The sequence below is a fragment of the Devosia sp. LjRoot3 genome, from assembly GCF_964252865.1.
GTDB lineage: Bacteria > Pseudomonadota > Alphaproteobacteria > Rhizobiales > Devosiaceae > Devosia.
This window is the reverse complement of record NZ_CAXUPK020000003.1, coordinates 36092-48519: the sequence shown is the minus strand read 5'-3', so window position 1 is coordinate 48519 and position 12428 is coordinate 36092. Positions and strand designations below refer to the sequence as shown.

Annotated in this window: 14 protein-coding genes and 1 other RNA gene; 10 read left to right on the top strand and 5 right to left on the bottom strand. The window is 60.7% G+C overall.

All coding sequences use genetic code 11. From position 1 onward, the window contains the following. Positions 1 to 91: 91 nt before the first annotated feature. Positions 92 to 447, bottom strand: a transfer-messenger RNA (tmRNA) gene (gene ssrA / locus ACSQ2A_RS11245). Between the two features lie 101 nt (positions 448 to 548). Between ssrA and ACSQ2A_RS11240 the strand changes: the two genes are divergently transcribed. Then, positions 549 to 1097, top strand: coding sequence for a thermonuclease family protein (locus ACSQ2A_RS11240; protein WP_436072318.1), 549 nt, complete (start codon positions 549 to 551; stop codon positions 1095 to 1097). Between the two features lie 3 nt (positions 1098 to 1100). Here the strand turns inward: ACSQ2A_RS11240 and ACSQ2A_RS11235 are convergent, their stop codons facing one another. Both ACSQ2A_RS11235 and ACSQ2A_RS11230 read right to left on the bottom strand, forming a co-directional pair. After that, entirely contained in the window at positions 1101 to 1340 is a 240-nt protein-coding gene (locus ACSQ2A_RS11235) for a YdeI/OmpD-associated family protein (protein WP_436072317.1), read from the bottom strand. Beyond that, a complete protein-coding gene (locus ACSQ2A_RS11230; RefSeq protein ID WP_436072316.1) occupies positions 1337 to 1735 on the bottom strand; it encodes a RidA family protein in 399 nt (132 codons plus the stop codon). Before ACSQ2A_RS11230 ends, ACSQ2A_RS11235 begins: the two co-directional genes overlap by 4 nt. Positions 1736 to 1891: 156 nt before the next feature. Here ACSQ2A_RS11230 and ACSQ2A_RS11225 point away from each other — a divergent pair, with 156 nt between their 5' ends. The 6 genes from ACSQ2A_RS11225 to hflC all read left to right on the top strand — a co-directional run bounded on the left by ACSQ2A_RS11225 (position 1892) and on the right by hflC (position 7232). Next, complete coding sequence (locus ACSQ2A_RS11225; protein ID WP_436072315.1) at positions 1892 to 2686, top strand: thymidylate synthase; 795 nt, start codon at positions 1892 to 1894, stop codon at positions 2684 to 2686. Next, positions 2683 to 3012 carry a phosphoribosyl-ATP pyrophosphohydrolase gene (locus ACSQ2A_RS11220; protein ID WP_295411521.1) on the top strand — a complete coding sequence of 110 codons (330 nt, stop codon included), beginning with the start codon at positions 2683 to 2685 and terminating at the stop codon, positions 3010 to 3012. Before ACSQ2A_RS11225 ends, ACSQ2A_RS11220 begins: the two co-directional genes overlap by 4 nt. 33 nt (positions 3013 to 3045) lie before the next feature. Beyond that, positions 3046 to 4092: a DUF4424 domain-containing protein gene (locus ACSQ2A_RS11215; RefSeq protein WP_436072314.1), complete on the top strand. Its 1047-nt coding sequence runs from the start codon at positions 3046 to 3048 to the stop codon at positions 4090 to 4092. 168 nt (positions 4093 to 4260) lie between these two features. After that, a complete protein-coding gene (locus ACSQ2A_RS11210; RefSeq protein WP_436072313.1) occupies positions 4261 to 4950 on the top strand; it encodes a dihydrofolate reductase in 690 nt (229 codons plus the stop codon). Between the two features lie 114 nt (positions 4951 to 5064). Then, on the top strand, positions 5065 to 6162 hold the full coding sequence (gene hflK, locus ACSQ2A_RS11205; protein ID WP_295411524.1) for an FtsH protease activity modulator HflK: 1098 nt from the start codon (positions 5065 to 5067) through the stop codon (positions 6160 to 6162). 2 nt (positions 6163 to 6164) lie between these two features. Then, positions 6165 to 7232 (top strand): protease modulator HflC, encoded by a 1068-nt coding sequence (gene hflC, locus ACSQ2A_RS11200; protein ID WP_295411525.1) that lies wholly within the window; start codon positions 6165 to 6167, stop codon positions 7230 to 7232. Positions 7233 to 8358: 1126 nt separating this feature from the next. On the opposite strand, the gene serB is transcribed toward hflC, so the two are convergent. After that, positions 8359 to 9231: a phosphoserine phosphatase SerB gene (gene serB / locus ACSQ2A_RS11195; RefSeq protein WP_436072312.1), complete on the bottom strand. Its 873-nt coding sequence runs from the start codon at positions 9229 to 9231 to the stop codon at positions 8359 to 8361. A 27-nt stretch (positions 9232 to 9258) separates the two neighbouring features. On the opposite strand from serB, the gene miaA reads away from it, so the two are divergent. After that, positions 9259 to 10158 carry a tRNA (adenosine(37)-N6)-dimethylallyltransferase MiaA gene (miaA, locus tag ACSQ2A_RS11190; RefSeq protein ID WP_436072311.1) on the top strand — a complete coding sequence of 300 codons (900 nt, stop codon included), beginning with the start codon at positions 9259 to 9261 and terminating at the stop codon, positions 10156 to 10158. A 2-nt stretch (positions 10159 to 10160) separates the two neighbouring features. On the opposite strand, the gene ACSQ2A_RS11185 is transcribed toward miaA, so the two are convergent. Further along, on the bottom strand, positions 10161 to 11585 hold the full coding sequence (locus tag ACSQ2A_RS11185; RefSeq protein WP_436072310.1) for an MATE family efflux transporter: 1425 nt from the start codon (positions 11583 to 11585) through the stop codon (positions 10161 to 10163). A 67-nt stretch (positions 11586 to 11652) separates the two neighbouring features. On the opposite strand from ACSQ2A_RS11185, the gene ACSQ2A_RS11180 reads away from it, so the two are divergent. Then, entirely contained in the window at positions 11653 to 12018 is a 366-nt protein-coding gene (locus ACSQ2A_RS11180; protein ID WP_436072309.1) for a DUF423 domain-containing protein, read from the top strand. A gap of 77 nt (positions 12019 to 12095) precedes the next feature. Next, complete coding sequence (locus ACSQ2A_RS11175) at positions 12096 to 12371, top strand: YMGG-like glycine zipper-containing protein (protein WP_035087184.1); 276 nt, start codon at positions 12096 to 12098, stop codon at positions 12369 to 12371. Positions 12372 to 12428: the final 57 nt, after the last annotated feature.

The window sequence follows — 12428 nt, the reverse complement described above, 5'->3', positions numbered from 1 at the left end:
TGCCCGGCAGAATCCCGAACGGCCCATATCAGCCTTACGTTCCCGAACTTTTCAAGGACTAAGGCACAAGTGTCGGGCGGAATAGAGGAAAAGTGCAGGCTTCTGTTGCCAGGTGCCTGCGAACCCCGCCTGTCGCCCGGCTAGGAGCGGAGGACTTTAATTCCCAGTGCTAGCACCGCTTAAGCGGCGAGAGCGACCGGAGCCTTATGGTTGTCATTAGCAACTATAAGTTTTGGACCGATAACGGTGGTACCTCACCGAGCAAAAGCACACTCTTTACGCCCTCGTCGATCCTATTTCGTCCCCATTGGCTCCCCCCTGAAGGGGAGATGGTGGAGACGCCGGGTACCGCCCCCGGGTCCGATGGGTTTATTACAATGACAGTTTATCGCCATAGCCCCGAAGGGCAGGTTCTATATAGGTGAGGGTGGGGCGAGATGCAAACATCAAGCGGAATTAATTCCGCCTCGATACCCTCCCAGCCCGAGCATCCGGATTAACCCCGAATATACGCCACAGGTGTCATCTGCCACAGCGTGACACCGGCTATGGCGGATGGATTCGGCGTGGGGACTGGCAGGCAATTTACGGGCGGCAAGCTCAGGCGCCGCAGGCGTTCGTGGCTTGGCAGCAGGTCACTGGCCCCGCTTCTGTTCGGCATCCTGGTTGTCGTTGCCACCGTTGGCGTCAAGGAAACCGGGCTGTCGACGTTCCTGCTCGATGCGCCGGCCATCGTCGTCAGCAGCGTTTCGCCTCGCAATTTCGACCTCTGCTCCGGTTCGGTACGCCACACCTGCGTCGTTGATGGCGACACGTTTTGGCTCGATGGCGCCAAAATCCGCATTGCCGATATCAACACCCCCGAAGTAAGCCAGCCCCAGTGCTCCGCCGAGGCTACCCTGGGCCGCAAGGCCTCACTTCGCCTCGCCGAACTCCTCAGTGGCGCATCACTCGACCTGCGCGCTGCGGACCGCGACGAAGACCAATATGGCCGCAAGCTGCGGATCGTCGAGCGCGATGGGCGGTCTGTCGGACAAATGCTCGTCTCGGAAGGTCTCGCACATGAATGGCGCGGTCGCCGGGAAAGCTGGTGCTAGCCCTCAGCGGTTCCAGTTCATCCGCATATAGACATAGCCATCTTCGAGCTCTTCAAGCATCTGACCAAGGCGCTTGCGCTTGGTCGCTTCCTGTTTGGCGTTGTTGATCCACATCAGGTAGTCGTTGCGCTGATAGGGCGGGCGCGCGTCATACTGTTCGCGAAGACCGCGCTCCTCAAGCGCGGCCTTCACGAATTCGGGCATGTCCTCGCGCTTGCGCAAGGGACGCAGGACCGGGCTCACGGCAAGACGGCCTGGGCTTCGATTTCGATGAGGAAATCGGGATTGGCGAGGCCCGCAACGCGCATGCCCGTCACCGTCGGCGGATTGGGCCGATTGCCCCAGACCGCCATCCAGGCGCCGAATGCGGCGCGCAAATCGATATCCTGCTGCATGATGATCGTGGTCTTCACGAGGTTTTCAACCGTCGCGCCGGCCGCTTCCAGCACCTTCTGCATATTGGCCAGCGCCTGTTCGGTCTGCTTGACGACATCGCCCTTGTGAACGACCTCTCCCTTTTCATTGACACTATTCTGCCCGCCAATGAGCAGGATGCGTGCATTTGCCGGCAGGATGATGCCCTGAGAGAAGATGGGGCTTTGATACATTCCCGGCGGGTTCACATATTCGATGGCCATGAGTTTCTCCTCGCTACTGGTGATGTCGCAGTTCTACGCGAACCCGCTGCCGCCGCCTGTCAGCAGGCCCGTCGGTATTCTATTACCGCATGTGTTCGCCTGTTGACGGAATCGAGCCTAGCGGCAATTTGCCGGCGAATCGAATAGAGTGTGGCCATGCAGCCCTATCTTCAGCTTCTCTCCGATATTCTCGAAAACGGCGCCGACAAGTCGGACCGCACCGGTACCGGCACGCGCAGCCTTTTCGGCTATCAGATGCGCTTCGATCTTTCGAAGGGCTTCCCGCTGATGACGACGAAGAAGGTGCATCGCAAGTCGATCATCTATGAACTGCTCTGGTTCATCCGCGGCGAGACCAATGTGCACTGGCTGCAGGAGCACGGCGTAAAGATCTGGGATGAATGGGCCGACGAGAACGGCGACCTCGGCCCAGTCTACGGCTCGCAGTGGCGCTCATGGCCCGCGCCCGATGGCCGCCATATCGACCAGCTTGCGGCGGTGGTGGAATCCATCCGCAACAAGCCCGACTCCCGCCGCCATATCGTCACCGCCTGGAACCCGGCTGAGGTCGACGACATGGCCCTGCCGCCGTGCCATTGCCTTTTCCAGTTCTACGTCGCCAACGGCAAGCTCAGCTGCCAACTCTATCAGCGTTCCGCGGACACGTTCCTCGGCGTGCCTTTCAACATCGCCTCCTATGCGCTCCTCACCCACATGGTGGCGCAGGTAGCAGGCCTCGAAGTCGGCGACTTCGTGCACTCCTTTGGCGACGTGCACCTCTACAACAATCATTTCGAGCAGGCTCGCCTGCAATTGACCCGCGAGCCGCGTCCGCTGCCGCGCCTCATCATGAATCCCGAGCGAAAGCGGCTCGAAGATTTCGTCTTCGAAGACTTTTCCTTCGAAGGCTACGACCCGCACCCGCATATCAAGGCCGAAGTCTCGGTATGAGCCGGACCCTTGCCGATCTCACGGCTCTCGCCGCAGAAGTCTCGGACATGTACGAGCGCGAGACCGGCGTGTTGCGAAATGACGACTGGTATGCGCTCAAAATGCAGGAAGAGCTGGGCGAGCTGATCGCCGAGCACCTGCGCCTCTCCGGCCGCGGCCGCCGCAAGAATTTTTCCGATGCCGAGATTGTCAAAGCGCGGGACGACGAGGCGGCTGATCTGCTCGCCTTCCTGCTGCTCTATGCCCGGCAAAACGGCATTGACCTTGAAGCGGCGCTCGATCGGAAATGGTTCTCCTATCTTCGCGCCGACAAAGAGAACGGCTAGAAATAGCGACATTGAGGGATAGGGGGTAAGGCCATGCGGGCTTTCGCAACGGCGACCATCGCACTGATGCTTGCAGCGCCGGTGGTCGGCAACGATACGATGGCGCAGTTGGGGACGGGTGGTCTGGTCTTTGTCACCAATGACCAGATCAAGATGGCCTCGGAAGACCTCTATATTTCGCCCACCGAAGTGCGGGTGACCTACGAGTTCGAGAACACGTCCGAGGAAGACCAGCACATCCTGGTAGCCTTCCCCATGCCCGACATTCAGGGCAGCGGCGATTTCATGGTCGACGTGCCGATCCAGAACGCGAACTACGGCAGCGCCGATCCCATCGATGACCCCGACAATCTTTTCGGCTTCGCCACAACCTTCAATGGCGTGCCGGTCGAGGCCGAGCTGCATCAATATGTCTTCAACAACAATATCGACTACACCAAGCTCCTGAAAAACCTCGGCGTGCCGCTTGAGCCCTTCGGTGAGGCGACGTCCGACGCACTGGCCAAGCTCGATGCCGACGACATCCAGAACCTGACCCGGTTGGGACTCGTCTTTTCGTACGAATTCGACGGCGGCAACGGCACGGAGGTCGATGTCGTCCCGATCTGGACCCTGCGCTCCACCTATAGCTGGGAAGCGACCTTCAAGCCGGGCATCTCGGACGTGGTGCACACCTATCGCCCCAGCGTCGGCGGCACGGTCGCCACGACCTTCATTCCCAAGGAAGGCGACGACTACGCGCAGGAGCGCTACGACGAATACGTGAAGAAGTATTGTGTCGAGGACAATCTGGTTTCGGCCGTGCGCAAGCAGGGCATTACCCAGGACGGCTGGACGAACTATCCCTACTACGAAAACTGGATTTCCTACATCTGGTCGACCGGCAATAACTGGTCTGGTTCCATCGGCAAGTTTACCCTGACCGTCGACAAGGGCAGCACCGACAATTTCGTCTCCTTCTGCGGCGAGGGCGTCAAGAAGATCGGCCCGACCACCTTCCAGATGACGGCGACCGACTGGTGGCCGCCCTATGATCGCGAGCTGGAAATCTTGCTGCTCAAGAAGGTCGACGCCGAGTAACCGGCAGAAAGGGCAGGGGATGACCCCACTCGTAGCTGGTGGCCTTGCGTATCCCTTCCGGAGCGACGCTGAAACTCGCAGCCAATTAACAGGTATTGTGTATTGCTGATGGGGCTAGGGTTTGTCATTAAGCCCCAGCCTGCCATCTACCCTATCGGACCGAGCCTGATGACGACGCCAGCGCGAGTTAAAATGCCTTCGGCGACGTCCATTGTCGCGCGTAGCTACCCGGACCACGTCATCGGTATTGAAAACAGGCTCCCGTGGCGCCTCCGCACGGACTTAGCCTTGTTTAAGAGCAGGACCGTAGGTCACGCGATAATTATGGGGCGCAGAACGTTTGAATCGCTGGGGCGTCCGCTTCCCGGTCGGCTCAATATCGTGTTGTCGCGAGAACCATTTCCTGAGCAGAGCAACGTCCAATGGGCGAGGGATGTGAGTACCGCGCTTCTAATGGCCGATATCTACGCCATTTGTAACTTGCAGCGTCAGTTCTTTGTGATTGGCGGTGAGAGGATTTACAGAGAATTCTCCGATGTCATCAATAGAGTTTGGCTAACCGAGGTCTTTTCTGGCCGAATTAATGGTGATGCAAAGTTCGATTTCGAGTTTTCGCTCAATGATTGGTGGTCCCATTCAGAACGGGACTATCCCGCCACTGACCAGGATGAGTATCCCTTCCGGATAACCTGTTGGGTACGGCGTAAGCCCCAGCACCGAGAGCGCTTCGTCGATGAGTTTCGCTCGTCCGACAGCGAGGTTTTGTCGAAACTCAACGATTGGCTGGCCCTGCAAACGTCGAATCCTATGGAAGACGCAGTCGAGCAGGAGCAGCTTAGTTTGTTTCCCAAGCCCTAACTTTCTTCCCGCGTCAAATAGCGCCTTAAAGCAGAACGTCCACGCATTGATCGCGTCGGCGCCTTGCCTATATAAGTTTGCAACCAAAAATACGCAGGAACCGAAAGGAACGAGATGCCTTGGGAGAATAATGGAGGCGGAGGCGGCCGCAATAACGGCGGCCCCTGGGGCCAGGCACCCGGTGGAGGTGGCGGCGGCCCGCGCCGTCCCGGTGGAAATACTCCCAATCTCGAAGACATCCTCAATCGAGGACGCGACCAGTTTCGCGGTGGTGTCCCCGGCGGCCGCTGGGCCATTGTCGGTGGCGTGATCGCGCTTCTGGCATTTTGGGGCGTCAATTCCGTCTACACCATCAACCCGCAGGAAGTCGGCGTCGAGCTTCGCTTCGGCCAGCCCAAGCCGGAACTGTCCGGCCCGGGCCTGCACTTCCTGTTCTGGCCGGTCGAAACCGTCGAGCGCGCCACCACCACGGTCAATCAGACCCAGATCGGCGTCGCCAATGCCAGCGGCGGCTCGCGTGCTGCGGCCCGCGATGGCCTGATGCTGTCCGGCGACCAGAACATCGTCAACGTGCAGTTCTCGGTCTTCTGGGCGATCAACGACCCGGTTTCCTATCTCTTCAATGTTCGCGATCCCGAATCCATGGTTCGCTACGCCGCTGAAAGCGCCATGCGCGAAGTGGTCGGCCGCCGCCCGGCGCAGGACATCTATAGCGACGACCGCTCCGGCATTGCTGCCGACGTGCAGCGCATTACGCTGGCAACGCTCGAAAGTTACGGCCTTGGTGTTTCGGTCAATCAGATCCTGATCGAAAATGCCGGTCCGCCGTCCGAGGTCTACGACGCCTTCAACGAAGTGCAGCGTGCCCGCCAGGACGAAACCCGTCTTCAGGAAGAAGCGCGCTCTTATGCCAACACGCTTCTCGGCGATGCCCGCGGTCGTGCCGCGGCGCTGCGCGAAGACGCTGCGGCCTATACGAACCGCGTCGTGCAGGAAGCAACCGGTGAAGCCGAGCGCTTCAACGCCGTTTATGCCGAATACGTGAACTCGCCGGAAGTCACCCGCAAGCGCCTGTTCCTTGAAACCATGGAAGAGGTTCTGGGGGGCTCGGAAAAGGTGCTGATCGAAAACGGTGCCGCTGGCTCCGGTGTCGTACCCTATCTGCCGCTGCCTGAGCTGCGCTCGGGCTCAACGACATCGACGGGGAACTGATCATGACGAACCGCCTCTTTATCATCGGCGCCGTCATCGTTGCGGCCCTCTACGTCCTCTTCTCCTCGCTCTATGTCGTAGACGAGCGCGAACAGGCCATCGTCACGCGCTTCGGTGACATCACCGACGTGCGCACCGAACCGGGCATTTACTTCAAGATCCCGACCGATATCGTGGACAGCGTGCAGATCATCGAAGATCGGCTCCTGCGCTATGACATCGCCAATATGCGCGTGCAGGTTTCGGGCAACGCCTTCTACCAGGTCGACGCCTTCCTCACCTACCGCATCTCCGATGCGCGTCTCTTCCGCGAACGCGCAACCGGCCAGCTCTCGGTGGCCGAAGCTCGTATCGGGGCCAGCCTCGATGCGGCGCTGCGTGAAGTTTATGGTCTGCGTGAGTTCAGCGCGGCGCTCTCTGACCAGCGCGCCCAGATGATGCGCGAAACGGCCGAACTGATCCGTCCGGAAATGGCCAACCTCGGTATCGACGTCATCGACGTGCGTATCCTGCGCACCGACCTTGACGAAGACGTCTCGGCCACGACCTTCGAGCGTATGCGCGCCGAACGTCTTGCTGAAGCCGCTCTCCTCCGCGCCCGCGGTGAAGAACAGGCCCAGAGCCTGCGTGCTATCGCCGATCGTCAGGCCGTCGAAATCGTGGCTGCCGCCACCCGCGACGCGGAAATCATCCGCGGTACCGGTGACGCCGAGCGTAACCGCATCTTCGCGGCCGCTTATGGCCAGGATGCTGAATTCTTCGAGTTCTACCGCTCGATGGAATCCTACCGTTCGGCTCTCGCCAATACCGGCACCACTATGGTCCTCTCGCCCGATAGCGCGTTCTTCCGCTACTTCGGGTCGAACGGCGAACTGCCGGCAGCAAGCACGACCTTCGCCACGCCCATCGCCCCGACCGCTGCTCCGATCACCGAAACGAGCGACGAGCCGGCCCTCGATGGTCTTGGGATCGAAGAAACCGTGGCGCCTCCGGCCGTGACCCTGCAGGATGGTTCGGAACTCACCCCGACCGTCGGCACTGAAGCTCCGGCTCCGGTGACCGGCCAGTAAGGCAGTCGACAAGAACAGAAAGCCCGGCATTCGTGCCGGGCTTTTTTGTTTTGAGATGGGCGCGTGGGGGCCCCTCGCACGTCTAGTGCCCTTTCTGGTTTGAAGGACCGAACTTGTCTTTTCTGCGCCATTCAACGTCGGGGTCATGGGGCCGAACGTCTATGGTGCATTGGCTCCGGTACGTCCTGCCGAGGTCACAAACGATCTCAATTTCGCAAGCCGCTTGGGATGAGGCGACAATGGAGAATGTGATGGTCCCATCCGCGAGCCACGCCTCTGGCATCGCCTGTGCGTTCATCATTCGAAGAACTGCGCCCCGATAGTATCTTGCCGCGACGACTGCGCTGCTATTGTCAGGAACGCCAATTTCGTTCCCCAGCTTTAGCTGCAGTTGATGTTTGCCGCGACGTTCAAGATAAGCAACGTACTGACCTAACGCCCAGTAGCCATTGAGATCATTGTATCGACTGACAAATGTTCCAAGGATGTCGTGGCAAATACCTTTGAATTGCTTTCTTCTGGGCATCTGGAATCTAGATCTTTCGTCGCCTGTAGGAGCGTGCTGGGGTAGTTGCGGCGAGGGCGCTGAATCGAGTGTGAGTTAGCAAATCTATCCCACTTATCCCCGCCCACATCGTCCCATGCCAATATGCCCTCGTTCCCGCCGATAACACGCGGCACCGACGAAGTGCCGGGCGGGAAGTCGGGTCGCTCGGGGTCGCCTGGGCGAATGCGTGGATGCTGACCACCGGTCAAGCGGCAGAGAGCCCCCGTTGCATCCCAGCGATGCTCCCGACGGCGATCTGGACCGCAAAACCCCAAAAGGGGGCCGCTCGATGCATGCGCAAAAAATCCCGGACGTGCGAAGCGGCTTTCGCCTCTTCTTTCATCCAAATTTCGAGGCGAAAGCCGCTTCCACCGTGCGCCCGAAGGGCGTCGCGACCGTGCAACCGCAAGCCAAAAGGCAGTGCGGCGCATCGTGCTGGGCGGGTGTGAGCTGCCTCGATTTCCGATTATTTCCCCCGCGTCATTCCCGCGAAAGCGGGAATCCCAATACCACCGAGGGGGAGATTCCTGCTTTCGCGGGAATGACGCGGTGGTTCAAGAGCTGGTCCCGATGCGGCCCCTAGCGAACGAATTCCTCGTCCGCATAACCCTGCAGATAAAGGAGCGCCGTCAGGTCGCCATGATCGATCCGATAGCCCGCGGCAGCCGCCACAGCCGGCTTGGCATGCAGAGCGACACCGAAGCCGGCGATACCGATCATGTCGAGGTCATTGGCACCATCGCCCACGGCCAGCGTCTGGCTCAGATCGAGACCGCGTTCGCTTGCCAGTGTTTCCAGACGAATGCGTTTGGTGTTCTTGTCGACGATCGGCTTCTGCACCGTGCCGGTCAGTTGGTCGCCATCAAACTGAAGCACATTGGCGATGGCCTCGTCGAAGCCGATCCGCTTGCCGAAATAGTCGGCAAAGAACGTAAAACCGCCCGAGACCAGCGAGGTGAAGGCACCATAGGCCTTCATGGTGTGAACCAGTGCGCGACCGCCGGGCGTCAGCGTGATCGCTTCGCGGCGAATTTCTTCGATGGTGGCCCGTTCGAGCCCCTTGAGCAGGGCAACGCGGGTATCGAGCGCCTGGCCGAAATCCAGTTCGCCACGCATGGCGCGCTCGGTAATTTCGGCGACCTGAGCCTTGAGCCCGAGCGCAGCCGCCAGTTCGTCGATGCATTCCTGCTCGATCATGGTGGAATCCATGTCGGCAATGAGCAATTGCTTGCGGCGGCCTTCGGTGGGCACGACATTGGCGTCAACGCGCTTGGTGCCGATGATCTCGCGGGCGATCGCCAGTGCGTCGGTCGCCTTGGGCTCGAGAATATCGCAGGCAACCTGATGGGTCAGCCAGTTGAGTTCTCCGCCGGTTTGCTGCACCACTGCGGCCGCAAGCGAGACGTCGAGGTCGGAATCGGCGGGATTGGCGATGAGGCTGAGGACCGGCATGGCGAAAATGACTTTCGGGAGACAAGGGTGACGCGCCAGAGAAGCGCCGTCCTGATAGCGGGTCCGACTGCCAGCGGCAAGTCGAGCATGGCGCTTGCGCGCGCGCAGGCCAATGGCGGCGTCATCGTCAATACCGACGCCATGCAGGTCTACGACACGCTGCGCGTCGTCACGGCGCGTCCTTCCATTGAGGAAGAATCCCTGGCCGAGCACCACCTTTACGGTGCCATTCCGGCATCGCAGCGGTTTTCGACCGGCCAATGGCTCGAAGCCGTGCGCACGATTTTGGCGGAAGTCGATCCTGCACGGGAGGTGATTTTCGTTGGTGGAACAGGGCTTTATTTCGAAGCCCTGACAAACGGATTCGCCGATGTCCCGGAAATCTCCCAGGAGCTGACCTTGCAGGTTCAGCGCGAGATCGAGGACCTGGATGAAGCGGGCCGTATGGCGCTGCTTATCAACGAGGATCCCGAAACCGCACGCCGCCTGAAAGTTGCCGATCCGCAGCGCGTCACCCGCGCGCTCGCCGTCAAGCGCGCCACCGGCAAGCCGCTTTCCGCCTTTCAGGACAATCCGCAATCCGGCCTGCTTGGCGACTGGAAAATCGAACGCTTCGTCCTCTCTCCCGATCGCGACGTGCTCCGTGCCCGCATCGCCCTGCGCTTTGAGGCGATGTTCGCCAGTGGAGCCGTGGAGGAGGTCGAGGCCCTGCGGGCGCAAAATCTCGATCCATCCCTGCCGGTGATGAAGGCCATTGGCGTGCGCGAAATCGGCGATTGGCTCGATGGCGTGCAGACGCGCGACGAAGCGATCACCCTGGCCATCATCGCCACGCACCAATATGCCAAGCGCCAGCGTACCTGGTTCCGCAACCGCATGGGCGATTGGCCCCGGCTCGGGCTGGAAGGCAAGCCGATCGAGGCCTGACGTCAGGCTGGCCGGCGCATCTTGTCGAGAAGCCCGATCCGTTCCCGCAGCACGAAGCGCGTCACCAGTACCACCGCCACGAAAGCGAGCCCGGCGGCGAGGCCAATCCAGATGCCGATACCCTTCCAATCGGCAATGAAGCCGAGGACATAGGCAACGGGCAGCCCGACCATCCAGTACCCGACAATGGCCAGCACCATCGGCACCTTGGTGTCGCTGAGGCCACGCAGCGAATGGGCAGCAACGACCTGAGCGCCATCGACGAGCTGGAAGACGCCGGCGACGATCAGGAAAGATGCGGCCAGGGTCAGCGAATTGGCGTTGGCCTCAAGGTGGGGATCGAGGAACACCGTCACGATATGCGGGCCGAGGGTCAGGAATGAGATGCAGGAGAGCGTCATGAACGCCGTCCCCATGGCAAAGGAGGTCCATCCAGCCTTGCGAATGCCCTCAGCATCGCCACGGCCATAGGCCATGCCGACGCGCACCGTTGCGGCGACACCAAGCCCCAGTGGCACCATGAAGGCGATGGAGGCGCATTGGAGGGCAATGGCATGGGCCGCCACCTCGTCAGTACCGAGGCGCCCCATGAGCAGCGCTGCGGCCGTGAACATGCCGACCTCGGCAACGACGGTCAGCCCGATCGGCGTGCCGATGCGAAAAATTTCACGGAAACGCGGCCAGTCGGGCTTCCAGAAGCGCACCAGCACATGGAAGCGCTTCAGCCTCGGATGGCGCACCACATAGAGCACCATGGCGATGAGCATGAACACATTGGTCAGCGTCGTCGCGATGGCGGCGCCGCGCAGTTCAAGCCGGGGAAAGCCGAAATGGCCGAAGATCAGCACATAGGCGGCCGCTGCGTTGAACAATACGCCCAGCACCGTGATCACCAGAATGGCGCGGGTGGCGTCATAGGCCGAGAGCAGCGAACGAAAGGCAATTATCCCAAAGGCCGGGAACAGCGACCAGGCCGCGATCTGGATGAACTGATAGGCCATTTCCGTGGCCTGGGGATCCTGTCCAAGCGCGTGAAAGATCGGCCTGATCTGGAGGACAAGCGGAACCAGTAGTGCGGCCATGACGATGGCCGCCCAGCATCCCTGCCGCACGACGCGGCGCACGGCCTTGATATCCCGCGACCCTCGTGCCTGTGCGACGAGAGGAGCGACGGCACCAACGAGTCCAACGCCGCCGACGAGGAAAGGCATCATGAAGGTCGACGCCAAAGTGCCGGCTGCCAGGTAGGTCGAACCGAGCCAGCCGAGCAGAATCACGTCAGTCGTATGCAACATGTTTTGGGCGAGCTGGGCGATGACGAGCGGCCAGGCGAGCGCGAAAGTCGCCCGGAACTCCGTGGCCCAGCTCGATGAATCGCTGATGCTTGCACCCGTCGTCGACGACGGCGGCGCGACTGTTTCAGTCATTTTCGTTTCCCACACACACCGCCATGCTCTAGTCGAAAGGCGTCTGGCTTGGAAGATGGGGACGGAAATGGCGGATTGGGTGCGGCGTGTTCTGGTTGGCGTTGCGGGCTTGCTTGGGGCAGTCGGCGTCGCTACGGCCGCGATGGCTTCGCATGGCGAAGATGTCCGAAATCTTGCAGCCATCTCCGCCATGGCGCTGGCTCATGCTCCGGTTCTGCTCATCGTCGGATTGATTGGGCGGAGCAGGCCGCTGGCCATCGCCGGCCTCGTGCTGGCCGCCGGCTGCACCATTTTCGTGGCCGATCTTGCCATGCGGCACTGGGTCGGCACCTCGCTGTTTCCCGGCGCAGCACCCATCGGCGGGGGCGGCATGATCCTCGGATGGCTCGGTGTGGCCGTCGCAGGAATGTTCCGGGGTTTACTTAACGAATGATTCAACATTTCTTGAGCGACGGCTGGAACTAAAATTCCGACCGAACATTAATCGTCCGATCAGTCCTGGAGGATCTCATGCATAAGTTCCTGATTATCGTTGCCGCTACCCTGTCGCTGGCAGCCTGTACGTCAACTCAGCAGGGCGCGACGGTTGGTGCGCTTGGTGGTGCCGTTGTCGGTGCCAGCGCAACCGGTGGCAGCCTTCTAGGAACCGTTGTTGGTGCCGGTGTGGGCACCGTTGTTGGCGCGGCCGCCGGCGACGTACTTGGTCGCGTCGAAGGCAGCAACAACCGCTGCGTCTATCAGCGTCGCGATGGCAGCCAGTATATCGACACCTGCCCGCGGGGCTAAAGTTTCGCTGAGGCGGTAGTCGTCCCAACCGCCATCATGCTGCGAAGACACCCGGCC